This window comes from Erwinia sp. E602 (assembly GCF_018141005.1).
In the GTDB taxonomy this organism is placed as follows: Bacteria; Pseudomonadota; Gammaproteobacteria; order Enterobacterales; family Enterobacteriaceae; genus Erwinia.
Window position 1 is genome coordinate 500,742 of record NZ_CP046582.1, and the last position, 23,276, is coordinate 524,017.

Annotated in this window: 27 protein-coding genes; 12 read left to right on the forward strand and 15 right to left on the reverse strand. The window is 58.5% G+C overall.

Features of this window, described 5'->3' with window-relative positions; translation table 11 throughout:
- Window positions 1–14 precede the first annotated feature (14 nt).
- From rpoN to GKQ23_RS03725, 7 genes are read right to left on the reverse strand one after another with little or no spacing between them, the layout of a single operon-like run.
- Window positions 15–1,448, reverse strand: coding sequence for an RNA polymerase factor sigma-54 (gene rpoN / locus GKQ23_RS03695; RefSeq protein ID WP_056232285.1), 1,434 nt, complete (start codon window positions 1,446–1,448; stop codon window positions 15–17).
- A 48-nt stretch (window positions 1,449–1,496) separates the two neighbouring features.
- Entirely contained in the window at window positions 1,497–2,222 is a 726-nt protein-coding gene (gene lptB / locus GKQ23_RS03700; protein WP_056231132.1) for an LPS export ABC transporter ATP-binding protein, read from the reverse strand.
- A 5-nt stretch (window positions 2,223–2,227) separates the two neighbouring features.
- Window positions 2,228–2,776: a lipopolysaccharide ABC transporter substrate-binding protein LptA gene (gene lptA / locus GKQ23_RS03705; protein WP_056231134.1), complete on the reverse strand. Its 549-nt coding sequence runs from the start codon at window positions 2,774–2,776 to the stop codon at window positions 2,228–2,230.
- Window positions 2,748–3,323, reverse strand: a complete 576-nt coding sequence (gene lptC / locus GKQ23_RS03710) for an LPS export ABC transporter periplasmic protein LptC (RefSeq protein ID WP_212409788.1) — start codon at window positions 3,321–3,323, stop codon at window positions 2,748–2,750. The genes lptA and lptC overlap by 29 nt, the downstream gene beginning before the upstream one ends.
- Window positions 3,320–3,886, reverse strand: coding sequence for a 3-deoxy-manno-octulosonate-8-phosphatase KdsC (kdsC, locus tag GKQ23_RS03715; RefSeq protein WP_212409789.1), 567 nt, complete (start codon window positions 3,884–3,886; stop codon window positions 3,320–3,322). Before kdsC ends, lptC begins: the two co-directional genes overlap by 4 nt.
- 17 nt (window positions 3,887–3,903) lie before the next feature.
- A complete protein-coding gene (kdsD, locus tag GKQ23_RS03720) occupies window positions 3,904–4,890 on the reverse strand; it encodes an arabinose-5-phosphate isomerase KdsD (RefSeq protein ID WP_056231143.1) in 987 nt (328 codons plus the stop codon).
- A gap of 14 nt (window positions 4,891–4,904) precedes the next feature.
- The gene (locus tag GKQ23_RS03725) at window positions 4,905–5,885 is read right to left on the reverse strand and encodes a calcium/sodium antiporter (RefSeq protein WP_056231146.1); all 981 of its coding nucleotides are present in this window, start codon (window positions 5,883–5,885) and stop codon (window positions 4,905–4,907) included.
- A 228-nt stretch (window positions 5,886–6,113) separates the two neighbouring features.
- Between GKQ23_RS03725 and mlaF the strand changes: the two genes are divergently transcribed.
- From mlaF to murA, 7 genes are all read left to right on the forward strand, one after another.
- The gene (gene mlaF, locus GKQ23_RS03730) at window positions 6,114–6,926 is read left to right on the forward strand and encodes a phospholipid ABC transporter ATP-binding protein MlaF (RefSeq protein WP_056231148.1); all 813 of its coding nucleotides are present in this window, start codon (window positions 6,114–6,116) and stop codon (window positions 6,924–6,926) included.
- 7 nt (window positions 6,927–6,933) lie between these two features.
- Window positions 6,934–7,716 (forward strand): lipid asymmetry maintenance ABC transporter permease subunit MlaE, encoded by a 783-nt coding sequence (mlaE, locus tag GKQ23_RS03735; RefSeq protein WP_056231152.1) that lies wholly within the window; start codon window positions 6,934–6,936, stop codon window positions 7,714–7,716.
- Window positions 7,717–7,720: 4 nt separating this feature from the next.
- Complete coding sequence (gene mlaD / locus GKQ23_RS03740; protein WP_212409790.1) at window positions 7,721–8,281, forward strand: outer membrane lipid asymmetry maintenance protein MlaD; 561 nt, start codon at window positions 7,721–7,723, stop codon at window positions 8,279–8,281.
- Entirely contained in the window at window positions 8,281–8,916 is a 636-nt protein-coding gene (gene mlaC, locus GKQ23_RS03745; protein ID WP_056231156.1) for a phospholipid-binding protein MlaC, read from the forward strand. Before mlaD ends, mlaC begins: the two co-directional genes overlap by 1 nt.
- Complete coding sequence (gene mlaB, locus GKQ23_RS03750) at window positions 8,916–9,212, forward strand: lipid asymmetry maintenance protein MlaB (RefSeq protein WP_212409791.1); 297 nt, start codon at window positions 8,916–8,918, stop codon at window positions 9,210–9,212. The genes mlaC and mlaB overlap by 1 nt, the downstream gene beginning before the upstream one ends.
- Before the next feature lie 229 nt (window positions 9,213–9,441).
- A complete protein-coding gene (ibaG, locus tag GKQ23_RS03755; RefSeq protein ID WP_056231162.1) occupies window positions 9,442–9,696 on the forward strand; it encodes a BolA family iron metabolism protein IbaG in 255 nt (84 codons plus the stop codon).
- Window positions 9,697–9,769: 73 nt separating this feature from the next.
- Complete coding sequence (gene murA / locus GKQ23_RS03760) at window positions 9,770–11,032, forward strand: UDP-N-acetylglucosamine 1-carboxyvinyltransferase (protein ID WP_056231164.1); 1,263 nt, start codon at window positions 9,770–9,772, stop codon at window positions 11,030–11,032.
- Between the two features lie 52 nt (window positions 11,033–11,084).
- Here murA and GKQ23_RS03765 read toward each other — a convergent pair whose 3' ends face one another.
- Both GKQ23_RS03765 and ispB read right to left on the reverse strand, forming a co-directional pair.
- Window positions 11,085–11,351, reverse strand: a complete 267-nt coding sequence (locus tag GKQ23_RS03765) for a helix-turn-helix domain-containing protein (protein WP_082502251.1) — start codon at window positions 11,349–11,351, stop codon at window positions 11,085–11,087.
- A 306-nt stretch (window positions 11,352–11,657) separates the two neighbouring features.
- On the reverse strand, window positions 11,658–12,632 hold the full coding sequence (gene ispB, locus GKQ23_RS03770; RefSeq protein WP_056231167.1) for an octaprenyl diphosphate synthase: 975 nt from the start codon (window positions 12,630–12,632) through the stop codon (window positions 11,658–11,660).
- A 258-nt stretch (window positions 12,633–12,890) separates the two neighbouring features.
- Here ispB and rplU point away from each other — a divergent pair, with 258 nt between their 5' ends.
- The 4 genes from rplU (at window position 12,891) to cgtA (ending at window position 15,746) form a co-directional block, all read left to right on the forward strand.
- Complete coding sequence (rplU, locus tag GKQ23_RS03775) at window positions 12,891–13,202, forward strand: 50S ribosomal protein L21 (RefSeq protein WP_056231170.1); 312 nt, start codon at window positions 12,891–12,893, stop codon at window positions 13,200–13,202.
- Between the two features lie 15 nt (window positions 13,203–13,217).
- Complete coding sequence (rpmA, locus tag GKQ23_RS03780) at window positions 13,218–13,475, forward strand: 50S ribosomal protein L27 (RefSeq protein ID WP_017349604.1); 258 nt, start codon at window positions 13,218–13,220, stop codon at window positions 13,473–13,475.
- 110 nt (window positions 13,476–13,585) lie between these two features.
- Complete coding sequence (locus GKQ23_RS03785; RefSeq protein WP_056232291.1) at window positions 13,586–14,551, forward strand: DMT family transporter; 966 nt, start codon at window positions 13,586–13,588, stop codon at window positions 14,549–14,551.
- A 16-nt stretch (window positions 14,552–14,567) separates the two neighbouring features.
- Window positions 14,568–15,746: an Obg family GTPase CgtA gene (gene cgtA, locus GKQ23_RS03790; protein ID WP_056231173.1), complete on the forward strand. Its 1,179-nt coding sequence runs from the start codon at window positions 14,568–14,570 to the stop codon at window positions 15,744–15,746.
- A gap of 175 nt (window positions 15,747–15,921) precedes the next feature.
- Here the strand turns inward: cgtA and dhbA are convergent, their stop codons facing one another.
- From dhbA to dacB, 5 genes are all read right to left on the reverse strand, one after another.
- Complete coding sequence (gene dhbA, locus GKQ23_RS03795) at window positions 15,922–16,680, reverse strand: 2,3-dihydro-2,3-dihydroxybenzoate dehydrogenase (RefSeq protein WP_212409792.1); 759 nt, start codon at window positions 16,678–16,680, stop codon at window positions 15,922–15,924.
- The gene (locus tag GKQ23_RS03800) at window positions 16,680–17,534 is read right to left on the reverse strand and encodes an isochorismatase family protein (RefSeq protein ID WP_056231180.1); all 855 of its coding nucleotides are present in this window, start codon (window positions 17,532–17,534) and stop codon (window positions 16,680–16,682) included. Before GKQ23_RS03800 ends, dhbA begins: the two co-directional genes overlap by 1 nt.
- 16 nt (window positions 17,535–17,550) lie before the next feature.
- Window positions 17,551–19,164 carry a (2,3-dihydroxybenzoyl)adenylate synthase gene (locus tag GKQ23_RS03805; RefSeq protein ID WP_212409793.1) on the reverse strand — a complete coding sequence of 538 codons (1,614 nt, stop codon included), beginning with the start codon at window positions 19,162–19,164 and terminating at the stop codon, window positions 17,551–17,553.
- Between the two features lie 8 nt (window positions 19,165–19,172).
- Entirely contained in the window at window positions 19,173–20,348 is a 1,176-nt protein-coding gene (locus tag GKQ23_RS03810) for an isochorismate synthase (RefSeq protein WP_056231187.1), read from the reverse strand.
- Between the two features lie 304 nt (window positions 20,349–20,652).
- Window positions 20,653–22,086, reverse strand: a complete 1,434-nt coding sequence (gene dacB, locus GKQ23_RS03815; protein WP_101505775.1) for a serine-type D-Ala-D-Ala carboxypeptidase — start codon at window positions 22,084–22,086, stop codon at window positions 20,653–20,655.
- Between the two features lie 249 nt (window positions 22,087–22,335).
- Between dacB and greA the strand changes: the two genes are divergently transcribed.
- A complete protein-coding gene (gene greA / locus GKQ23_RS03820) occupies window positions 22,336–22,818 on the forward strand; it encodes a transcription elongation factor GreA (protein ID WP_056231193.1) in 483 nt (160 codons plus the stop codon).
- Window positions 22,819–22,964: 146 nt separating this feature from the next.
- On the opposite strand, the gene yhbY is transcribed toward greA, so the two are convergent.
- The gene (gene yhbY, locus GKQ23_RS03825; RefSeq protein WP_056231195.1) at window positions 22,965–23,258 is read right to left on the reverse strand and encodes a ribosome assembly RNA-binding protein YhbY; all 294 of its coding nucleotides are present in this window, start codon (window positions 23,256–23,258) and stop codon (window positions 22,965–22,967) included.
- Between the last annotated feature and the right edge of the window lie 18 nt (window positions 23,259–23,276).

Here is a 23,276-nt window from a genome sequence, read left to right on the forward strand (position 1 = left end):
CCTTCTCAGTTCATTCACACCAGCTGTTTGCGCTGATTTGAGGGTGGGATGGATAAAGACTCTCGGTATTTTGCCACAGTACGGCGCGCGACCATAATTCCCTGATCGGAGAGCAGGGTGGTCAGCTTGCTGTCGCTGAGCGGTTTGGCGGGGTTTTCCGCCGCAATCAACTTCTTAACCAGCGCACGGATGGCGGTGGATGAGGCTTCTCCACCGCCTTCGGTATTCACATGGCTGGAGAAGAAGTACTTCAGCTCAAAGATGCCACGCGGGCTGTGCAGATATTTCTGCGTGGTGACGCGTGAGATCGTTGATTCGTGCATCTCAACGGCGCTGGCGATATCGGCCAGCACCATCGGACGCATAAACTCTTCGCCCTGTTCAAAGAACGCCTGCTGTTGATCGACGATGCAGCGGGTCACCTTCAGCAGGGTGTCATTGCGGCTCTCCAGACTTTTAATCAGCCACTTCGCTTCCTGCAGGTTGCTGCGGATGTACTGGGAATCGCTGTCGTTGCGCGAGGCGGTTCCCAGCGCGGCATACTGCTGGTTGATCTTCAGGCGCGGGATGCTGTCTCCATTCAGCTCGACCGTCCAGCGGTTGCTCACCTGGCGCACCAGCACGTCCGGGATTACGTACTCCGGCTCCTGGGTATTGATCGACTGTCCGGGGCGCGGATCGAGCGACTGAATCAGCTGCATCGCCTCTTTCAGCACCTCTTCCTTCAGGCGGGTGACGCGCATCAGCGAGCGGAAATCGTGGTTAGCCAGCAGATCCAGATGTTCACTGACGATCAGCCGCGCCTCTTTCAGCAGCGGCAGATCGGCGGCAAACTGCGACAGCTGCACCAGCAGACAGTCACGTAAATCCCGCGCGCAGACGCCGATCGGATCGAAGCGCTGCACACGTTTCAGCACAGCTTCCACTTCGTCCAGACTCAGCTCATCGTTGCCGATGCTCTCCAGAATATCTTCCAGCGCAACGGTTAGATAGCCGGTGTCATCCACCGCATCGACAATCGAGGTGGCGATCGCCCGATCGGTGTCGGTAAACGGGGTCAGCCCCACCTGCCACATCAGATAATCCTGCAGAGACTGGGTGGTTTCGCCCTGATAAACCGGCAGCTCATCGTCGTGATAATCGGTGCCGGTGCCGGACGGGGTGCCGGCGGTGTAAATCTCATCCCAGGTGGCGTCCAGCGGCAGCTCTTCCGGCATATCTTTCTGTTCGAGCGCTTCACGGGTATCCAGCGAATCGGTTTCCTGATATTCGCGGGAGTCCACCTCTTCATGGATATCGGTCTGTTCAAGCAAAGGATTACTTTCCAGCGCCAGCTGAATTTCCTGCTGAAGTTCAAGCGTAGAGAGCTGCAACAGGCGGATAGCCTGCTGCAGTTGTGGCGTCATGGCAAGCTGTTGGCTCAGCCTGAGTTGTAAACCTTGCTTCATAATCAGGACCACAATTCCATTAAAAACTTACCCCGGATGAACACCTTATCAGAGTCTGAACTCTTCGCCTAAGTAGACACGCTTAACTTGTTCATCAGCGAGGATTTCGGCGGGGGTACCGTGGGCGATCAGATGCCCCTGGCTGACGATATAGGCCCGTTCACACACCGACAGCGTTTCACGCACGTTGTGATCGGTAATCAGCACGCCAAGACCGCTGTCGCGCAGATGTTCGATGATCTTTTTAATGTCGATCACCGAAATCGGATCGACGCCGGCAAAGGGCTCATCCAGCAGAATAAACTTCGGATTGGCGGCCAGCGCGCGCGCAATCTCCACGCGGCGGCGTTCGCCACCGGAGAGCGCCTGGCCAAGGCTGTCGCGCAGGTGTTCAATATGGAATTCCGCCATCAGCTCGTTGGCGCGATCCGAGCGCTGCTCGCTGCTCAGATCGTCACGGATCTGCAGTACCGCCATCAGATTGTCATACACGCTCAGGCGGCGGAAGATCGATGCTTCCTGTGGCAGGTAGCCGATGCCGCGACGGGCGCGGGCGTGCAGCGGCAGAATACTGATGTCTTCATCATCAATGACGATGCGCCCGGCATCGCGCGGTACGATGCCGACAACCATGTAAAAGGTGGTGGTCTTGCCCGCGCCGTTGGGACCCAGCAGGCCAACAATTTCACCGGATTTCACCCGCAGGCTCACATCCTCAACCACGCGACGGCCTTTATAGGCCTTCGCCAGGTTTTCCGCTATTAAGGTTGCCATAGTTATTAGTTACTCTTTTTCTGACCGTTAGACGGCGTGCCTTTGTCCTGCAGCTGCGACGGTACCAGCACGGTGGTGACCCGTTTGCCGGTGTTGCCATAGGCCTGCATTTTCTGCTCTTTCACCAGATAGGTGATGCGATCGCCTTTCACGTTGCTGTCCAGCTGCTCAAGGTAAGCGTTACCCGTCAGCTCAACGAAGTCCTTCGCCAGCTCGTAGTGCATCTTCTGCGCGTGGCCTTTGACCGGCTTGCCGTTGTCCTGCATCTGGTAGAAGGTCGCCGGGCTGCCGTAAGCATCCACGATGGTCTTATTGCTGTCGCCGCCGGGACGGGTCACCACCACTTTATCGGCGGTGATTTTGATCGAACCCTGGGTGACTATCACCTTACCGGTAAAGGTGGCGACGTTCCCCTGCATATCAAGGGCCTGGTTTTCAGAATCGACGTTAACCGGCTTGTCGGAGTCGCCCGTCAGCGCCAGGGCCGGCACGCTGGCCGCCAGCAGCAGCGCGGCTGTCAGTAACTTAAGGTTGTTTTGCATTTTGAATTTCATAAGAGGTTTTGACCTTTTCAATCAGCTCGGCGGTTTTCTTCCGTAAGTTTCCACGCATCTTCATACCGGTAGAGTTAAAGTTGCTGCCATAAAGCGTTACCCGATCGTCCGAGGTGATATCCTGGGTGACCAGATTCACCAGCGCATTATCGGTGGTGATGCGCTTAAGCTGCGCCTCCGGCGTCAGGCTGTTCACTTCGACGTTACCATACAGATACAGCAGGCGATCTTTGGTCAGTTTGGCTTTGTCAGCCCGTACCGACCAGGTCGCCACTTTGTTTTCGTCATAGGTAGTCATCACCGGCTTATCGAACCAGCTGACGGATTCTGCCGCAAAATAGGTGACTTTTTCTGAGTCGAGCCGGTAACTCAGGCTGCCCTCGGGGTTATACACCACCGTATGGGAATTATCGCTCAGATAGGTCGGTTCACCGTTATCCGCCGAGGCGTTGCGATCGGCATCGTCAGAATCGGTCAGATTCCAGCCGATCAGCACGATTGCCACCAGGGCCAGAAATAGCGTAATCCAGCGTCTTGTTTTACTCATACCGACTGCCCTTTGGCCTCATCAAACTTACCCTGCGCGATTAAGATCAGATCGCAGATTTCCCTCACGGCACCGCGCCCACCCGCAATCCGGGTGACATAGTCGGCACGCGGCAGCAGCACCGGATGCGCATCGGCGACGGTGACGCTCAGGCCCACCCGGGCCATGACCGGCCAGTCAATCAGGTCATCACCAATGTAAGCCACCTGGTCTGCCGTTAGGGCTAGTGTATCCAGAAGTTCGTGGAAGGCCACCAGCTTATCAGATTGCCCCTGGTAAAGATGAGTAATCCCCAGAGTCGCACAGCGATCTTCCAGCAGTTTTGCCTTGCGGCCGGTGATGATCGCCACCTCGACCTCAGAGGTCAGCAGGCAGCGGATACCGTAACCGTCACGCACGTTAAACGCCTTCAGCTCTTCACCCTGGTTGCCCTGGTAAATGATGCCGTCGGACATTACGCCATCTACGTCGCAAATCAATAACTTAATTTCCGTGGCCCGTGCCATCACTGACTGGCTGACCGGGCCGTAACAGGTCTCAACGGTTGCTGCCGGATTGCTCATGTTCAAAAATTTCCTTGTTAGACCACGCCGGCGCGCAGCATGTCATGCATATGGACCACGCCCAGCAGCAGATCGCCATCCGCGACCAGCACCGAGGTAATGTTTCTGTTTTGCATCAGGTTAAGCGCGTCCACCGCCAGGGTGTTCGCCCGCACGCGGATGCCGCCCGGCGTCATCACGCTGGCGATGCTGGCCTGCTGAATATCAATGCCCATATCGAACACCCGGCGCAGGTCACCGTCGGTAAAGATGCCTTCGATTTTCATCAGGTCGTTGCAGATGACCGTCATACCCATGTTTTTGCGCGTGATCTCCAGCAACGCATCGCGCAGCGAGGCATCGCGACTGACGTGCGGCATCTCGCTGCCGCTGTGCATAATATCATCAACGCGTAACAGCAGCTTGCGCCCCAGCGCGCCGCCGGGGTGCGACAGCGCGAAATCCTCTGCGGTAAAGCCGCGGGCTTTCAGCAGCGCCACGGCCAGCGCATCGCCCATCACCAGCGTCGCGGTGGTGCTGGTTGTCGGGGCCAGGCCCAGCGGGCAGGCTTCCTGAGGCACTTTAACACACAGATGAATCTCTGCCGCGCGGCCCATTGCGCTCTCGGGGCGGCTGGTCATGCAGATCAGCCGCACCCGCAGGCGTTTCAGTACCGGGATCAGCGCCAGAATTTCAGACGATTCACCGGAATTTGAGATCGCAATCACCACATCATTCGGGCTGACCATGCCGAGATCGCCGTGGCTGGCCTCGCCGGGATGGACGAAAAAGGCCGGCGTGCCGGTGCTGGCGAAGGTGGCTGCCATCTTCTTGCCGATGTGGCCGGATTTGCCCATCCCCATCACCACCACTTTACCGAGGCAGGCGGCGATCAGCTCGCAGGCACGGGTAAAGTCTTCATTGATATACTGATCAAGCTGTTCCAGCCCTTCACGTTCGATCCGCAAAACGTCCTTACCGGCCTGCTGAAAATCAAAGTCGGGATTCAGGGTGATATGCGCCATCGTTCTCAGTCCTTTTACCAGAGTGTCACTGAAGGTGAGGTGTAGAGCACCCCGACCCAGAGGATAAAGCCACACAGCAGCAGGCCGCCGGCCAGCCGGCCAATGCGCCGGCCGCGCAGCAGGCACAGCAGTGCAAACAGGGCGCTGACCGCCAGCATAACCCAGTAGTCACGGGCAAAAGCGTTGGCGTCGAACCCACCCGGGTACAGCAGTGCCGGAATGCCCAGCACAATCACCAGATTATAAATGTTAGACCCGATCAGGTTGCCTATGGCAATGTCATCTTCACCTTTCAGCGCGCCGGCTACCAGCGTGGCCAGTTCCGGCAGGCTGGTGCCGACGGAAATCAGGGTCAGACCAATCACCAGCTCGCTAACGCCAAAATAGTCGGCAATCACCGTGGCATTATCAATCACCATGCGGGTGGAGACCGGCAACAGGATCAGCGCCACCGCCAGCCACAGAAAGGCCACGGTGTTGCCAACGTCGTCCCGTGGCAGCTCTGCCACCTGTTCACGCGTCAGGGAGTCACTGTTATCCCGTTCGGCGCGGCGGGCAATTTTAATGGTAAAGGTCAGCCACAGTGCGGCGATGGCCACCAGCGCCAGGCCGTCATTGCGGCTAAGCTGATGGTCAAACAGCATCACGCCGCACACCAGGGTAACCAGCAGCATCAGCGGCAGCTCGCGGCGGAGCAGGTTGGATTGCAGGGTCAGCGGATGCAGCAGCGCCGCGCCGCCGAGGATCAACAGAATATTGGTGATGTTCGATCCCAGCGCAGTGCCGATGGCGATATCCATCTGACCGTGGCTGGCGGCGGAAAACGCGACGATCAGCTCGGGCAGTGAGGTGCCCATGCCGACCACCGTCATGCCGATGATCAGCGGCGGCATTCCCAGCGCGCGGCACAGGATCGCTGCACTAAACACCAGACGATCGGCTCCATAAACCAGTAAGACTAAACCGATAATCAATAGTGCTGTAGCTACGAGCATGAAGAGTCCTTTAAATCGGGTATAATCGTCGGTTGCCGTCTGCAGTGACGCTGGGTGGTATGAAATTTTTGTGGCAGTGATTTTGACGGTCTCAGGCCGAAAAGTAAAACGTATGCCTGCTTTCGCTAAGTGATTGCGGTAAGTTTCTGTAAAAGTGTCCCGTCCCGGAGGTAATACGTTACTATCGGGAATAAATTTATCGTCTGAATAACAAGGATTGAGGTAACTATGGGCCAGACGGCGACAAATCTGGTGGAGGTGCGGGGCGTCAGTTTTACCCGCGGCAGCCGGCCGATTTTCGATAACATCTCGCTTACGGTGCCGAAAGGCAAAGTCACCGCGATCATGGGCCCCTCCGGGATTGGTAAAACCACGCTGCTGCGCCTGATCGGCGGCCAGATTGCACCGGACAACGGTGAAATCTGGTTCAACGGCGATAATATTCCCACGCTATCCCGTTCCCGTCTGTACGCCGCCCGCAAAAAGATGAGCATGCTGTTTCAGTCCGGTGCGCTGTTCACCGACCTGAACGTGTTCGACAACGTGGCGTGGCCGCTGCGTGAGCACACTTCGCTGCCGCCGGCTCTGCTGCACAGCACGGTGATGATGAAGCTGGAAGCGGTGGGGCTGCGCGGTGCGGCAAAGCTGATGCCATCTGAGCTCTCCGGCGGCATGGCCCGGCGGGCCGCGCTGGCGCGCGCGATTGCGCTGGAGCCGGAGCTGATCATGTTTGATGAGCCTTTCGTCGGCCAGGACCCGATCACCATGGGGGTGCTGGTGAAGCTGATCGATGAACTCAATCACTCGCTGGGCGTCACCTGTATCGTGGTTTCACACGACGTGCCTGAGGTGCTGAGTATTGCGGACTATGCGTATATCATTGCTGACCAGCAGGTGATCGCCCACGGGGCGGCGGCCGAGCTGCAGGCGAATCAGGATGCGCGGGTACGGCAGTTTATCGACGGTAACGCTGACGGCCCGGTGCCGTTCCGCTTCCCCGCCGGGGATTACCTTCACGATTTAGTCGGCTCAGGGAGTTAACTAACTGATGTTGTTACGAGCGCTGGCGTCACTGGGGCGACGGGGGATTGCAACCTGTTCCTCCTTCGGGCGCGCCGGATTGATGTTGTTTCATGCCCTGGTGGGTATTCCTCGTTTTCGCCGACATGCTCCGCTGCTGATCAAACAGCTGTACAGCGTCGGTGTTCTGTCGCTGTTGATCATCGTGGTGTCCGGGCTGTTTATCGGCATGGTGCTGGGGCTGCAGGGCTACCTGATCCTGAAAACCTACAGTGCAGAGACCAGCCTTGGCATGATGGTGGCGCTGTCGCTGCTGCGCGAGCTGGGGCCGGTGGTCACCGCACTGCTGTTTGCCGGCCGGGCAGGCTCGGCGCTGACCGCTGAGATCGGCCTGATGAAGGCCACTGAACAGCTTTCCAGTATGGAAATGATGGCGGTTGACCCGCTGCGGCGCATTATCTCACCGCGCTTCTGGGCCGGGTTTATCAGTATGCCGCTGCTGTCGCTGATCTTCGTGGCGGTGGGCATTCTCGGCGGCGCGCTGGTGGGGGTGAGCTGGAAAGGTATCGATGCGGGCTTCTTCTGGTCGGCGATGCAGAGCGCGGTCGATCTGCGGCAGGATATTCTCAACTGCGTAATTAAAAGTGCCGTGTTTGCCATTACCGTCACCTGGATTGCGCTGTTCAACGGTTATGACGCCATTCCGACCTCCGAAGGGATTAGTCGGGCGACCACGCGTACCGTGGTACATGCCTCGCTGGCAGTGCTCGGTCTGGATTTTGTGCTTACGGCACTGATGTTTGGGAACTGATTCAATGCAAACGAAAAAAAGCGAAATTTGGGTAGGCGCCTTCTTACTGCTGGCGCTGGTGGCGGCGATCTTCCTCTGTCTGCGGGTGGCCGATCTGCGATCGCTCGGCAACGAGCCGACCTGGAAGCTCTACGCGACCTTCGACAACATCGGCGGCCTGAAAAACGGATCGCCGGTGCGCATCGGCGGGGTGGCGGTCGGCCGGGTGAGCGATATCACTCTCGATCCAAAAACCTATTCGCCGCGGGTCACGATGGATATTAATGAAAAATATAATAATATTCCGGATACCAGCTCGCTTGCGGTGCGCACCTCTGGCCTGCTGGGCGAGCAGTACCTGGCGCTGAACGTCGGTTTTGACGATCCGGAAATGGGGACGTCTATACTCAAAGACGGCAGTACCCTGCAGGACACCAAGTCTGCAATGGTACTGGAAGACCTGATTGGCCAGTTCCTCTACAAGAGCGGCAACGGCGAAGACAAGAAGACAACGTCGTCAGATGAGCCAGGTGCGGCAGCACCGGCTGCTCCGGCGGCGGCAACTACACCAGAAGAGGGCAAGTGATGTTTAAACGTTTACTGATGGTCGCGATGCTGATCGTTGCACCGGTGGCCGCGAATGCCGCCGTCGACCAGACCAACCCGTACAAGCTGATGAACGAAGCGGCGGAAAAAACCTTCACCCGGCTGAAGAACGAGCAGCCGAAGATCAGGAAGGATCCCAACTACCTGCGCCAGGTGGTCCGCCAGGAGCTGCTGCCTTACGTGCAGGTCAAATATGCCGGTGCTTTAGTGCTGGGCCGCTACTACAAAGAAGCTACCCCGGCGCAGCGTGAAGCCTACTTCGCCGCCTTTAGTGACTACCTGACCCAGGCCTATGGACAGGCGCTGGCGATGTACAACGGCCAGACCTATCAGATTGCTCCGGAGCAGCCGCTGGGTGATTCCACCATTATCGCCATCCGCGTGACCATTATCGATCCGAACGGTCGCCCACCGGTGCGCCTTGATTTCCAGTGGCGTAAGAACAGCCGCACGGGCGACTGGCAGGCGTTTGACATGATTGCTGAAGGGGTGAGCATGATCACCACCAAGCAGAACGAGTGGAGCGATATTCTGCGTACCCAGGGCGTTGACGGCCTGACCCAGCGCCTGAAATCCTACGCCAGCGAGCCGATCACTCTGGAACAGAAAAAGTAATGGCTGCTTCATTACGCTGGCAGGTCGAGGCGGGGGTGTTACGCCTTGCCGGTGAGTTAGATCGCGATACGCTGCTGCCGCTGTGGCAGCAGCGTGCCACGCTGATGCAGCAGGCTGAGTCGATCGACGTCTCCGGGCTGGATCGTGTGGATTCACCCGGCCTTGCGCTGCTGGTGCACCTGCACGAAACCGCGCGCCAGCAGGGGCGTGCGCCGCGCTTTATCGGCATAACCGATAAACTGGCTTCACTGATTACGCTCTACAATCTCCAGAAAATTATTGTGGAGAACGTCTGATCCCCGGCACGGCGGCTGCGTCCGCCGTGCTATATCGGAACCTGCTGAGTTCGCTGCCCTTTTTCCTCCTCTCTCTGCCCGCGACTTTACCTCTCCGCCCGCTGACGACGGCGTAATCTACCGGTATTGCTGTTTTTCCGCCGCGCGTGGCATTTATTGCTTGTTTAAGAGTCGGGCGGATTCCACTAATATGTGTGCCTGTTTATTATCTGGTGAGTTTGAAGGCATCATGGAAAATAGTGAAATTCAGTCCGTCCTGATGAGCGCGCTGCCGCTGCAGGAAGTCCACGTTACCGGTGATGGTAGCCATTTTCAGGTGATTGCCGTGGGCGAGCTGTTTGCTGAGTTAAGCCGCGTTAAAAAGCAACAGACGGTCTACGCTCCCCTGATGGCCTATATTGCGGATAACCGCATGCATGCGGTGTCCATCAAGACCTACACCCCTGAAGAGTGGGCACGTGACCGTAAGCTGAACGGTTTCTAAGCTGAACGGCACCGGCCTTGCCCGATGTGGCAAGGCTCTCGTCTTTTTCGTATGACAACAGAGAGCAGTTGCAATGGATAAATTTCGTGTACAGGGTCCGACCCGCCTGAGCGGTGAAGTCACCATTTCCGGGGCTAAAAATGCCGCGCTGCCGATCCTGTTCGCTGCTTTACTGGCCGAAGAGCCGGTAGAGATCCAGAATGTCCCGAAACTGAAGGACATCGATACCACCCTCAAGCTGCTTGGCCAGCTGGGCGTGAAGGCCGAGCGTAATGGTTCGGTGCATCTGGACGCCAGTCAGGTCAGCGTTTACTGCGCGCCTTACGATCTGGTCAAAACCATGCGTGCCTCGATCTGGGCGCTGGGCCCGCTGGTGGCACGTTTCGGCCAGGGGCAGGTTTCCCTGCCCGGCGGCTGTGCCATCGGCGCGCGTCCGGTTGACCTGCACATTACCGGCCTGGAACAGCTGGGTGCCGAGATCAGGCTGGAAGAAGGCTACGTTAAGGCATCGGTTGATGGCCGCCTGAAAGGCGCGCACATCGTGATGGATAAGGTCAGCGTTGGCGCAACCGTGACCATCATGAGCGCGGCGACGCTGGCCACCGGCACCACCATCATCGAGAATGCGGCACGCGAGCCGGAAATCGTCGATACCGCCAACTTCCTCAATACGCTGGGCGCAAAAATCAGCGGCGCGGGCAGCGATCGCATCACCATTGAGGGCGTTGAGCGCCTGGGCGGCGGCGTCTATCGCGTACTGCCTGACCGTATCGAAACCGGCACCTTCCTGGTCGCGGCGGCGATCTCCGGCGGCAAAGTGGTCTGTCGTGCGGCTCAGCCCGACACGCTGGATGCGGTGCTGGCGAAACTGCGTGAAGCCGGTGCTCAGATCGAACAGGGCGAAGACTGGATCAGTCTGGACATGCACGGCAAGCGTCCAAAGGCCGTTAACCTGCGTACCGCGCCGCACCCGGGCTTCCCGACCGATATGCAGGCGCAGTTCAGCCTGCTGAACCTGGTGGCTGAAGGCACCGGTGTGATCACCGAAACCATCTTTGAAAACCGCTTTATGCACGTGCCTGAACTGGTGCGCATGGGCGCACACGGTGAAATCGAGAGCAATACGCTGATTTGTCACGGTGTGGAGACGCTGTCCGGTGCTCAGGTGATGGCGACCGACCTGCGTGCATCCGCGAGCCTGGTGCTGGCCGGCTGTATTGCCGAAGGGACCACCATCGTCGATCGTATCTATCATATCGATCGTGGCTACGAACATATTGAAGACAAGCTGATTGCGTTGGGTGCCAACATCCAGCGTGTGAAAGGCGAAGAGTAAGCGCTCACGCGTAATAAAAATCAGGGTCGGTAAGCATTACCGGCCCTTTTTTTTACCGGCGGATCAGCTTTTTACGGTCAATCAGCTGATGCGTCTCCGGGTCATAGTAGCGGCTGGGCCAGATTTGCGCCGGGTGAACGGCTAACGCATCGGCGATCAGCCACTCGCCTTTCGGCCACGGGCGGCACAGCGCGTTCGCCAGGGTCGACGAACTCAGACCGGCCTGACGTGACTGGGCGGCCAGCGTAGTCCCCTTTTTACGTAATCCGGCAATAATATCGGCAGGATGCCAGTCCTGTTGCGAATGTTTCACGTGCATGTCCTCCTTGCGCACAGCAGAAATTAAGGTGTGAAGCACACGGCTTAGGGCATCAGCTTCGCTGGAAATGCGCGATCCTATGCGCCCCGAACCAGGGGATAACCGTCTGCTTCGGGTGATTTATAGCAAACTAATTCCAGTAAGTTCCAGCGTTATTCGATAAAATAATACGTTTTGAGCATTGCAACGCAAAAGCTCCGGTAACCATTGAGGATGTTGCAGTAATGCGTGGCGGAAGTCAGGGGAAAGGGTAGGGGAATTCTTATTAAAGTCAGTAATGGCGCGGCTTGCCACGCCATCGGTCAATCAGAAATCACGCTGTACTGACATATGCGCCAGCGCTTCCAGCGCGCTGCGCCATGGCGTTGCTGGCAGCACCTGCAGGGCGGTAATCGCCTTATCGGCTTCCTGTTCGGCGGCCTGGCGGGTCCACTCCAGTGAACCGTGCTGACGCATCGCTTCCAGAACGGGTTCCAGTAAGTGACGTCCGTTACCTTCTTCAATAGCAGAGCGGATCATACTGGCCTGCTCAGGCGTGCCGTTGCGCATGGCATGCAGCAGCGGCAGGGTTGGTTTGCCTTCGCTCAGGTCGTCACCGACGTTCTTACCGAGGGTTTTGCCATCGGCGCTGTAATCCAGCAGATCGTCGATCAGCTGGAAGGCGGTACCGATATAGCGGCCGTAATCCTGCAGCGCCTGCTCCTGTTCCGGCGTCGCACCGGCGAGGATGGCAGAAGACTGTGCGGCGGCTTCAAACAGGCGTGCGGTTTTGCTGTAAATCACCCGCATATAGCTCTCTTCGGTAATGTCCGGGTCGTTGCAGTTCATTAACTGCAGCACTTCCCCTTCGGCGATCACGTTCACCGCTTCTGACATCAGCGCCAGCACCCGCAGCGAGCCGAGGCTGGTCATCATCTGGAAGGCGCGCGTATAGATAAAGTCGCCTACCAGCACGCTGGCCGCATTGCCAAAGGCGGCGTTGGCGGTGGCTTTACCCCGGCGCATATCCGACTCGTCGACCACGTCGTCGTGTAACAGAGTGGCGGTATGAATAAATTCGATCAGTGCGGCCACGGTAATGTGCTGTTTACCGTCATAGTCGTTGATGGCGCGCGCGGCCAGAACGGCGATCATTGGGCGGATACGTTTCCCACCGCCGCTGATAATGTAATAGCCCAGCTGATTAATGAGGGATACGTCCGAGTTCAGCTGGTCGAGTATTGTCGCATTGACGTCCGCCATATCCGGCGCGGTGAGTTCGTTTATCTGTTCTAAGTTCATCAGTCTTTCAGCTATCGCTCGCTCAGATCGCTCATGAAAGGCGCTTTAACTCGTGCCCGTGGCGTGAAATGGTGGACAGATTGTACTTGAAAAACGCGGCGGTGAAACGCCCCCATTCGTATTGCCTTTTTTTTCTGCAATACAGCGTAACAGACACTTGTCTTTAGCCGGGAAGTTGCGTAGAATTCGCGCCCTATTGTGAATATTTATAGCGCTACCTGATAATCAAAAAAAGGTCAGTGCGAGAGCGGAGTTTATATGTACGCGGTTTTCCAAAGTGGTGGTAAACAACACCGAGTAAGCGAAGGTCAGACCGTTCGCCTGGAAAAGCTGGACATCGCAACCGGTGAAACTGTTGAGTTCGACCAGGTTCTGATGATTGCCAATGGCGAAGACGTTAAGATCGGCGCACCTTTAGTTTCAGGTGGCGTGATCAAGGCAGAAATCGTAGCTCACGGTCGTGGCGACAAGATCAAGATTGTTAAGTTCCGTCGTCGTAAGCATTACCGTAAGCAGCAGGGTCACCGTCAGTGGTTTACTGACGTGAAGATCACTGGCATCAGCGCTTAAGAGGAGATCTGACAAATGGCACACAAGAAAGCTGGTGGTTCGACCCGTAACGGTCGTGACTCCAATGCAAAACGTCTGGGCGTAAAACGTTTCGGCGGCGAATCAGTACTGGCTGGTAGCATCATCGTTCGTCAGCGTGGAACTAAGTTCCATGCCGGCACCAACGTTGGCTGCGGTCGTGACCACACCCTGTTTGCAACTGCAGACGGCAAGGTCAAATTCGAAGTGAAAGGCCCGAACAACCGTAAGTACATCAGCATCGTTGCTGAGTAAGGTTTTCGTGCCGCAGGGTGGTGCATAACCCCCTTAGCGACGAAAAGAGAAGCCCCGCACTAGACTGCGGGGCTTTTTACATTCTGCGAGGGACCCGGCAGATGTCAGGCATTAAACAGCAGGCCGGCATGGGCATTGCCTTAGCGCTGGTGACGGCCATGTGCTGGGGATCGTTACCCATCGCAATGAAGCAGGTGCTGACGGTGATGGATCCGTTCACCATCGTCTTCTTCCGCTTTTCTCTGGCAGCGGCAGGGCTGGGCATCATCCTGGCGCTGAAACGGCAGCTGCCCCCGGCAGATTTCTTTCGTCACCCGCGCTGGCTGGTTTACGTACTGATCGCCACCGGCGGGCTGCTGGGCAACTTTGTGTTGTTTGGCTCGTCGCTGCAGTATCTCAGCCCGACGGCGTCGCAGGTGATTGCCCAGCTGGCACCGCCGTGCATGATGGCCGCCAGCGTGCTGATCCTCAAAGAGAAAATGCGCGGCAGTCAGCTGATCGGTGCTGCCCTGTTGTTGTGCGGCATGCTGATGTTTTTTAACACCAGCCTGGTTGAGATTTTCACCCGCCTGACGACTTACACCTGGGGCGTGATCCTCGGGGTAAGCGCCGCGCTGGTGTGGGTCGTTTACGGCGTCACGCAAAAAATACTTTTGCGTCGGCTGGCCTCGCAGCAGATCCTGTTTTTGCTGTACACTTTATGTGCGGTGGCGCTGTTGCCTATGGCACGCGTCACGCTGCTCTGGCAGCTGAACGGCTGGCAGCTCTGTTGCCTGCTATTTTGTGCGCTGAATACCCTGGTAGGTTACGGTGCGCTGGCGGAAGCTTTTTCCCGCACGCAGGCGTCGCAGGTCAGCGCGATCGTTACGCTGACGCCGCTGTTTACCCTGCTGTTTTCAGAATTGTTATCGCTTGGCTGGCCCGACTTTTTTGCTGTACCGGTGCTGAATACCCTCGGGTTTATCGGGGCAATCGTCGTGGTGTCAGGCGCCATGTTTTCCGCAATTGGTCATCGCTTATGGCCACGGCGGAGCAATCCCGTTCCGGTGCCACCTGCATCGCGGCCGGGCGAATGAGTGACGGAGAAGTAAAATGAAGTTTGTAGATGAAGCGACGATCCTGGCAGTGGCGGGCGACGGCGGCAATGGCTGCGTCAGCTTCCGTCGTGAGAAATATATCCCGCGCGGCGGCCCTGACGGCGGCGACGGCGGCGACGGCGGCGACGTGTATATGCTGGCCGATGAGAACCTTAACACCCTGATCGACTACCGTTTTGAGAAGTCTTTCCGCGCAGAACGCGGCCAGAACGGCCAGAGCCGTGACTGTACCGGCAAGCGTGGCCAGGACATCATCATTAAGGTGCCGGTCGGTACGCGTATTATCGATCAGGGCACCGGTGAAACGCTGGGCGATATGACCCACCACACCCAGAAGCTGATGGTCGCTAAAGGCGGCTGGCACGGCCTCGGTAACAGCCGCTTCAAGTCCTCCGTAAACCGTGCGCCGCGTCAGAAGACCATGGGCACGCCGGGTGAAGCGCGTGATCTGCAGCTGGAGCTGATGCTGCTGGCCGACGTCGGCATGCTCGGCCTGCCGAACGCCGGTAAGTCGACCTTTATCCGCGCGGTCTCCGCCGCCAAGCCAAAAGTGGCCGATTACCCGTTCACCACTCTGGTGCCAAGCCTTGGCGTGGTGCGTATGGACCACGAGCAGAGCTTTGTGGTGGCGGATATTCCTGGCCTGATCGAGGGCGCTTCCGAAGGTGCTGGCCTGGGGATCCGTTTCCTTAAGCACCTGGAACGCTGCCGCGTGCTGCTGCACACCATCGACCTCGCGCCGATCGACGAGAGCGATCCGGTGGAGAATGCGAAAATCATCCTCGGCGAACTGGAAAAATACAGCGGCAAGCTGTTCCAGAAGCCACGCTGGCTGGTGTTCAACAAGGTTGACCTGCTTGATAAGGAAGAGGCGGAATCCCGTGCCAAAGCGATTGCCGACGCGCTGGGCTGGACCGAGAAATACTATCTGATTTCGGCGGCGAACCGCGAAGGCGTCACCGCGCTGTGCTGGGACGTGATGTCGTTTATCAACGCCAACCCGAAAGAAGAAGAGCTGAAAACCGCGCAGCCGGAGAAAGTCGAATTCATGTGGGACGACTATCACCGTGAGCAGCTGGAAGCCGCGCAGCCGGTGGTGGAAGAAGATGATGACTGGGATGACGACTGGGATGAAGAAGACGACGAAGGCGTCGAGATCATCTATCAGCGTTAATTCAGGCTGAAATCAAAAATGGGACGCGATAAGCGTCCCGTTTTTTTTGCCGCAGGCTCAGATTCAGCATCCTGCACTCCGCTTCAGGGCCGAAGCCTTCCGGCCTGTTGCGCATTACAGATCCAGCGCACCGGCCCGGTGCTGAACGGATGGCGCGATGGTGATGCAGCCTGTATCAGGCCCCCAGCGTCGCGCCGCCGTCCACCACGATATCCTGCATCACGATATGGCTGGCGTTATCCGAGGCGAGGAACAGGATCGTGCTGGCGATCTCCTCAGGCTGCGCGATTTTACCCAGCGGGATCCCCAGCTTGTACTGGTCCGGGTAGCCGGCGATCATCTGCTGTTCATCTTCCGGGCGGTGCCACAGGCTGCGCTGCATGGCGGTATCCGTCGAGCCCGGCGAAACGATATTGCAGCGCACGCCGAACGGTGCCATCTCCAGCGCCACCGTCATGCACAGGCTGCGCAGCGCGGCTTTGGAGGCACCATAGGCCGACATGCCGATACGTGGCGCATGCGCAGCGTTGGAGGCCACGGTGACAATCGCTCCGCCGCGCTGCTGGCGAAACAGCGGCAGCGTCTGCTGGAACAGGTTAAACGCGCCGCCGGCGTTAACCGCCATACAGGCCTGCCAGTCTTCCACCGCCAGCGTCTCGGTGCTGCCGGTGCGCAGGATGCCTGCCGCGTTGACCAGCACGTCGAGACGGGGGATATCGGCCAGCAGCCTCTCACAGACGTTTTTCACCTGCCCGGCATCGGCTACGTCGACGATGACCCGCTGAAACGGATAGTCGCTCTGTGAAAACTGACGGTCAAAACCGACCACCGAGGCGCCCGCCGCCACAAACGCCAGCGCCGTATGGTAGCCAATCCCCTGGCCTGCTCCGGTGACCCACACCTGTTTATCGCTAAAATCAAACTGGCAGGACATTATGCCGGCTCCCTCGACAGCAGCTGCCACCAGCCGTCAATGCTCGGGTCTTTCGCCAGCGCAACGAAATCGATATCGCTGTGTACCTGACGCCAGCGGGCGGCCAGCGACATAATGCGTACCGAGTCGAGGCCGTAATCCACCAGGTTCTCATCATCTTCCAGATCCCCTGCATCGTCATCCAGCAGCGGCAGCACCACGGCGCGCAGCTGCGCTTTCGAGCGCGGTACCGGCAGCAGCTCATCGGTCATCACTACTTTGCCGCTGCGGCCGGCGGTGTAGGTCAGCGCCATCAGATGCTCGTCGCGGCTGAAGTCGGCCAGCGCATCGGCGACCATAAACGGCTTGATGTTACGCATAAAGGCGTCGGTGGCGGTGGTCAGACAGCCGATATGGGCGTAGACGCCACAGATAATCAGCTGATCGCGGCCGGTTTCGTTAAGGATCGACTCCAGCGGCGAGCGGTGGAAAGCGCTGTAACGCCACTTCACCAGCACCTGGTCCTGCTCGTCCGGCGCCAGCGCGCTGACCACCCGCTGCTGATCGGGGTGCTTATTGAGGCCCGGCCCCCACATGTCGTTCAGCAGGGCGCGATCTTCTGCGCTCTGCTGGTTCGGCTGGGCGGTATAAAATACCGGAATGCCCTGCGCCTTGCAGTACTGGCGCAGCGCGGCGATATTCGCCACCACCTGCTCAACCAGCGGGCTGTTGTCACCCCAGAAGTTGAGGAAGTACTCCTGCATGTCGTGGATCAACAGCGCGGCGCGCGCGGGTTCAAACGGCCAGCTGACCTTGTTGGTCGGCAGTTCGGCTGCGGTTGGCAGCGCATAGGACTCGAGTTTTGGAATAGCCATGCTTTCTCCTGAAAAATTAATTGCCCTGCTGAGCAGCCAGCTGCTGGCGCAGCAGTTTCTTATCCACTTTGCCGACGGGGGTCAGCGGCAGCGAGTCGGTAAACTCGAAGCGGTCCGGCAGCTTGAATTCGGCGATGCCCAGCTCACGCAGATAGCGGCGCAGTACCACCGGCTTCAGCGCGCTTTTCGCCACAATAATCGCGCAGCTCTTCTCGCCCATCAGCGCGTCTTCTACCGACACCAGCGCGGCATGGATCACCTCCGGATGGCGCAGCAGCAGGTTTTCGATCTCCTCGGCGGCGATCTTCTCACCGCCGCGGTTGATCTGATCCTTTTCACGCCCCTGCACGGTGATATAGCCATCTTCGGCAATCGAAATCAGGTCGCCGGAGCAGTAAAAGCCATCGGCATCAAAGCTGGCGGCATTGTGCTCCGGGCTGTTGTAGTAGCCACGGAAGGTGTAGGGGCCGCGGGTCATCAGGCGGCCGGTGGTGCCGGCCGGCAGCGGGTTACCCTGCTCATCGGCCACCCACACCTCATCGTCCGGTGAAATCGGCCGGCCCTGGGTGGTCAGAATATGCTGCTCACTGTCATCCAGCCGGGTGTAGTTAACCAGCCCTTCCGCCATGCCAAACACCTGCTGCAGCTGACAGCCGATCTCGCTCTGAATACGCGAGGCCAGCGACTCACTGAGTCTGGCACCGCCGACCTGCAACAGCGTCAGTGAGGCCAGCGCGCGGTTGCTGCCAGACTCGGCAATCGCCTGCAGCCACAGGCTGACCGCGGGCGGCACCAGCGCGGCGACGTTGACCTGATGTTTCTCGATCAGGCCAAAACAGGCGCCCGGGCTGGGATCGCTGGCCAGCACCACGCAGCCACCGGCGTGGAACACACCGAGCGAGCCGGGTGAGCTCATCGCGTAGTTGTGGGCGGAGGGCAGGGCACACAGGTAGCGGGTATTATCGGTAAAGCGGCAAATCTGCACGCTGCCGCGCACGCTGTAGTCATAATCATTGTGGGTACGCGGGATCAGCTTTGGCGTGCCGGTACTGCCGCCGGAGAGCTGGAAGAACGCAACTTCATCCCCCGCCGACGGCGTGGCCACAAAGTCAGCGGCATCTTCATCCAGCATGCCGGCCAGCGACAGCGCGGCGTGGCTCTCATTATGCAGCGCCACCACCCGCAGCGACGGCAGCGACTGCCGCAGCTGCTGCATAAAAACATCATCACGGAACAGCGCGTGCTGACGATCGGCAATCAGCAGGGCAGGCTGCAGCAGCGTGGCGTAGGAGGTCAGCTCGGTACGCTGATGGCTGAACAGCGCGTTAACCGGGGCGACGCCCAGCTTATACAGTGCGAACAGCACCACGTAGAATTCGGCAATATTGCCCAGCTGCACCAGCGCGGTATCGCCGGTTTTCAGGCCTCGCCGCTGTAGCGCCGCCGCCAGCCGGTCCGATCGCTGCGCCAGATCGCGGTAGCTGAGCTGGCGTTCGCCGTCGATCACCGCAACGGCCGTGCTGTCGGCGCGGCGGTTCAGGATCTCGCTCAACGGCAGATCCAGCCAGTAGCCCTTCGCGCGGTAGCGCGCCGCCAGCGCGTCCGGCCAGCGTGAGTATGCAATGGTCATCGTTATCCTTAATTGAGGCCAAACGCCTGCAGCATGGTATTAAGTTTGACGCCGGTTTCGCGCCATTCGGATTCCGGGCTGGAGGCCGGCACGATGCCTGCGCCGGCAAACAACCGCACGCGGTTGCCGTTGACCTTGCCGCAGCGGATGGTCACCACCCACTCGCCGTTGCCCTGGTCATCACACCAGCCGACGATGCCGCCGAACAGGCCGCGGTTGAACGGCTCCAGCTCGGCGATCAGATCCCGCGCTTTATCGTGCGGGAAGCCGCTCAGCGCCGGGGTCGGGTGCAGCAGGCAGGCCAGCGACAGCGCGGTATCGGCCGCATCGCTCGGTTCCCCCTCAATCGGCGTGCCGAGGTGCCACAGCGTGGGCGTGGTCAGCAGCTGCGGCGTCGCCGGTAGCCCAAGGTAGGCGCTGCGCGGGTGCAGCACGTTACGCATGGCGTCGGTGACCAGCTGATGCTCATAGCGATCTTTACGGGAGTTCATCAGCGACTGCCCGGCCTGGCGATCCTTCTCGGGGCAGCTCTCACGCCGCGCCGAACCGGCCAGCGGATGGGTAAAGTAGCGGTTGCCCTCTTTTCGCAGCAGCAGCTCCGGGCTGGCCCCCAGCAGCGAGCCGCCTTCTGCCAGCGGCACGTGGAAGTTGTAGCTGGCCGGGTTCTGGCGCAGCACCCTGGACATCAGCTGGCCAACGTTGATCGGCTCACGGGTGGCGATCTCCATCAACCGTGACAGCACCACTTTGTCCAGCCGCGGCGAGCTGGTCGCCGCAACGGCCTCGCTGACCATCTGCATAAACACGGCCTGCTCAGGTAGCGCGGTACGACGGGTGACTTCCGGCAATGCCGCCTGCGCCGCTGGCAGCCGTTGCTGGAACGCCTGGCGGTCGAAGAACTGTACGGATTCAGGAATAAACAGCGCAGAGGGCTGGCGGGTATCGAAGGGAATGGCGCCGACCAGCACCGGCCTGGCGATTCCCTGGCGTTTTGCCTGCAGGAACTGGTGTGACACGGTCTGCTGGAACTCACCATCGAGCGCGTCTCCCCCGGCAGCCGGGGCGTCGAGGGTGGTGAAACAGCCCTGGGTTGCCAGACTCTTCCAGGGGGAGGTAAAGAAGAAGCCGCTGGCGGCCGCTTCTGTGGCGAAACGAAGCGTACTTTCTGAGGTTAACGATTCCATTCTGCATCCTTAATAAATGATAAACGAAGTAAGAACTATTATCATTTGCTTTCAGGTCGAGTAAATTACGTTGAACATCAGAGCATGTCAATGAAGCTAAATTAATTTAATCTGCTTCAAATCATTTTGGTTGAAAGGGGTTTAAGCAACTTTATTATGATTTATAGGGGCTTATTGCAGGGAGGGTAAAATAATCCGAAAGTTGATGCGTAAGGGGAGTTGATGTATTGGCTTAAGTTTGTTGGGGGAATCGGACCGCCGGTTACCGCCTCATGAGAGGGCAGTAACCGGCGTGGATGCAGGATTAGTTGTTACGGTAAACGTCCTTGTACAGACGGCTTTCGAAACGCACCAGCGGGATACGACGCTGGCGCTGATCCTCCGGTGGCACCGCATAGCCGGACAGGAACTGCACAAAGGCTACCCGCTGGCCGCTGGCGGTGGTCATAAAGCCGGCCAGGTTGTAGACGCCCTGCAGCGAGCCGGTTTTGGCCGACACCTTGCCATCGACGCCCGCCTCATGCAGGCCACCGCGGTAGCGCAGGGTGCCGTCATAGCCCGCCAGCGGCAGCATGGCGATGATATTCAGCTGCTGATCGTTCTGCGCGATGTACTGCAGCACCTGCATCATGGTCGCCGGTGAGATCAGATCGTGGCGCGACAGCCCAGAGCCATCCACCTGGATACTGTTGCCCATATCGATCCCGGCCTTCTGCCGCAGGATCTGGCGTACCGCATCCGATCCCGCCCGCCAGGTGCCCGGCACGCCGAAACGTTCATGGCCGATGGTGCGGAATACGGTATCGGCGATCATGTTGTCTGACTTTTTCAGCATGATCTTCAGCAGCGCGCTGAGCGGCGCGGACTGAGTCTCCGCCAGCACCGTGGCCGGTGGTGTCACCTGCGTCTGGCGCAGCAGGCTGCCGCTGTAGTCTATTCCCGCGCTTTTCAGCTCGGCTTTCAGGATTGCCCCGGCGTAGCTGGCCCCGTCCTGGATGGCAAAGGCCAGCGGTAGCGGTTCCGCACGCTGGGTCAGGCAGCCGGTCAGCGTGAAGCGGCTCAGCTCGCCCGGCACCACGTCCAGCTCGCAGTACTGGGCGTCCGGTGACCCCTTCGCCAGCGTGCGCACTTCGCTGAACATGGTCACCGGGTACCAGGACGCTACGCGGATAAAGGCTTTGTCACCGGCTTTAGGCGCGCTGTAGAGCGAGACGGAGAAACAGTTACGGTCAACGATCGCCGCACCCGGCGGGGCGCTGAAGCACTGGGTCATGTCATTCCATGGCCAGCCGGGGGCCTTATCATGGCTGGCAAACACCGAGGTATCGATGACCAGGTTGCCGGCAATATGTTCCACGCCCTGTTTTCTCAGGCTGGCCACCATATTGCGCAGATCCTGGCGCGTTAGCGTCGGATCGCCGCCAAATCGCGCCACCAGGTCGCCGTTCAGCGTGTTGCCGCTGACGCTGCCTTTGCTCTCCAGCTGGGTATGGAAACGGTAATCCGGCCCCAGCTGCAGCATCGCGGCCAGGGCGGTAATCACCTTCATGGTACTGGCCGGCAGCGCCATCTGCTGGCTGTGATACTCAACGGAGGGGGCAGAGGCACCGATCTTCTGTACCATCAGCGCCAGATTCGCGCCGTCAGGTAAATACTGGGTGTAATCTTCGACGGGGGCCGCCTGCGCCTGCAGCGCCATTGCGCAGGCCAGGCTGGTAACAATTCGTGGAAATCGCATAATCTCGCGGTAACAGACGGATGATGGTGTCATACTACGGTGCATCGTGGTGGAAAGTAAACGATGACCCCCAGGGAACTCTGGGGTAAAATACGTATCAAATTGCAAAATCAATCCTGCCCTGGGGCGACCCCGGGCCGGGTTTCTTTTCGTTTTTAAAACAGTAGCAAGCGCCGCAGAACGCCATTTCTGCATACCATCCGTCAGGACGACGACATTTGCACAGGACAGATTTTACGAGGTATTGAGATGAATCAGATTCCGATGACGTTAAAGGGCGCGGAAAAACTGCGCGAAGAGCTGGACGAGCTGAAAACGGTTAAGCGACCGCGCATTATTGCCTCGATTGCGGAAGCACGCGAGCACGGCGACCTGAAAGAGAACGCGGAATACCACGCTGCCCGCGAAGAGCAGGGCTTTTGTGAAGGCCGTATCCAGGAGATTGAAGCCAAGCTCTCCAACTCACAGGTGATCGACGTCACCAAAATGGCCAGCAACGCCAACGGTCGGGTAATCTTCGGTGCTACCGTTACCGTCTTCAACGTGGATACGGATGAAGAGTCTACCTACCGCATCGTGGGTGATGATGAAGCGGACTTTAAGCAGAATCTGATCTCGGTAAACTCGCCAATGGCGCGCGGACTGATCGGCAAGGTGGTTGATGACGTGGCGGTGATCAAAACCCCCGGCGGCGACAAAGAATTCGAGATCCTCAAGGTCGAGTACCTCTGATTTTCTGCTACCTTCATTGAAGGTGTGGGTTTTGTAAAGATAAGAAAAAGGCCGCACCGCGGCCTTTAATCAGACTCAGGAGCGTGGCACTTTCTCCAGACCTGAACGCTGAGTTGCGTGAGGCAGCGATGAGCTGCCTCTGGTCCTCAGCGAGGAATGGTGATTTTGCGTTCCTTCGTTGGACGGTACAGCACCAGCGTCTTGCCGATCACCTGCACGTTAACTGCACGGGTTTCACGCACGATCGCATCAACGACCAGGGCTTTGGTCTCACGGTCTTCCGTGGCGATCTTCACCTTGATCAGTTCATGGTGTTCAAGTGCATGTTCGATTTCGGCCAACACGCCTTCGGTCAAACCATTGTTGCCCAGCATGACAACGGGCTTCAGGGGATGGGCCAGACCTTTCAGGTGCTGTTTTTGTTTGGTACTCAGATTCATCGTATTTTTTACTTACAT

Bases quoted from the DNA above. Each gene is read 5' to 3' on its own strand.
- mlaC (WP_056231156.1), top strand. From the start codon at position 8,281: ATGTTTAAACGTTTACTGATGGTCGCGATGCTGATCGTTGCACCGGTG.
- mlaD (WP_212409790.1), top strand. From the start codon at position 7,721: ATGCAAACGAAAAAAAGCGAAATTTGGGTAGGCGCCTTCTTACTGCTG.
- mlaF (WP_056231148.1), top strand. From the start codon at position 6,114: ATGGGCCAGACGGCGACAAATCTGGTGGAGGTGCGGGGCGTCAGTTTT.
- ispB (WP_056231167.1), bottom strand. From the start codon at position 12,632: ATGAACTTAGAACAGATAAACGAACTCACCGCGCCGGATATGGCGGAC.
- dhbA (WP_212409792.1), bottom strand. From the start codon at position 16,680: ATGTCCTGCCAGTTTGATTTTAGCGATAAACAGGTGTGGGTCACCGGA.
- dacB (WP_101505775.1), bottom strand. From the start codon at position 22,086: ATGCGATTTCCACGAATTGTTACCAGCCTGGCCTGCGCAATGGCGCTG.
- rplU (WP_056231170.1), top strand. From the start codon at position 12,891: ATGTACGCGGTTTTCCAAAGTGGTGGTAAACAACACCGAGTAAGCGAA.
- yhbY (WP_056231195.1), bottom strand. From the start codon at position 23,258: ATGAATCTGAGTACCAAACAAAAACAGCACCTGAAAGGTCTGGCCCAT.
- lptC (WP_212409788.1), bottom strand. From the start codon at position 3,323: ATGAGTAAAACAAGACGCTGGATTACGCTATTTCTGGCCCTGGTGGCA.
- kdsD (WP_056231143.1), bottom strand. From the start codon at position 4,890: ATGGCGCATATCACCCTGAATCCCGACTTTGATTTTCAGCAGGCCGGT.
- kdsC (WP_212409789.1), bottom strand. From the start codon at position 3,886: ATGAGCAATCCGGCAGCAACCGTTGAGACCTGTTACGGCCCGGTCAGC.
- mlaB (WP_212409791.1), top strand. From the start codon at position 8,916: ATGGCTGCTTCATTACGCTGGCAGGTCGAGGCGGGGGTGTTACGCCTT.
- murA (WP_056231164.1), top strand. From the start codon at position 9,770: ATGGATAAATTTCGTGTACAGGGTCCGACCCGCCTGAGCGGTGAAGTC.
- GKQ23_RS03725 (WP_056231146.1), bottom strand. From the start codon at position 5,885: ATGCTCGTAGCTACAGCACTATTGATTATCGGTTTAGTCTTACTGGTT.
- GKQ23_RS03810 (WP_056231187.1), bottom strand. From the start codon at position 20,348: ATGGAATCGTTAACCTCAGAAAGTACGCTTCGTTTCGCCACAGAAGCG.
- GKQ23_RS03800 (WP_056231180.1), bottom strand. From the start codon at position 17,534: ATGGCTATTCCAAAACTCGAGTCCTATGCGCTGCCAACCGCAGCCGAA.
- greA (WP_056231193.1), top strand. From the start codon at position 22,336: ATGAATCAGATTCCGATGACGTTAAAGGGCGCGGAAAAACTGCGCGAA.
- lptB (WP_056231132.1), bottom strand. From the start codon at position 2,222: ATGGCAACCTTAATAGCGGAAAACCTGGCGAAGGCCTATAAAGGCCGT.
- GKQ23_RS03805 (WP_212409793.1), bottom strand. From the start codon at position 19,164: ATGACCATTGCATACTCACGCTGGCCGGACGCGCTGGCGGCGCGCTAC.
- mlaE (WP_056231152.1), top strand. From the start codon at position 6,934: ATGTTGTTACGAGCGCTGGCGTCACTGGGGCGACGGGGGATTGCAACC.
- GKQ23_RS03765 (WP_082502251.1), bottom strand. From the start codon at position 11,351: ATGCACGTGAAACATTCGCAACAGGACTGGCATCCTGCCGATATTATT.
- rpmA (WP_017349604.1), top strand. From the start codon at position 13,218: ATGGCACACAAGAAAGCTGGTGGTTCGACCCGTAACGGTCGTGACTCC.
- lptA (WP_056231134.1), bottom strand. From the start codon at position 2,776: ATGAAATTCAAAATGCAAAACAACCTTAAGTTACTGACAGCCGCGCTG.
- ibaG (WP_056231162.1), top strand. From the start codon at position 9,442: ATGGAAAATAGTGAAATTCAGTCCGTCCTGATGAGCGCGCTGCCGCTG.
- rpoN (WP_056232285.1), bottom strand. From the start codon at position 1,448: ATGAAGCAAGGTTTACAACTCAGGCTGAGCCAACAGCTTGCCATGACG.
- cgtA (WP_056231173.1), top strand. From the start codon at position 14,568: ATGAAGTTTGTAGATGAAGCGACGATCCTGGCAGTGGCGGGCGACGGC.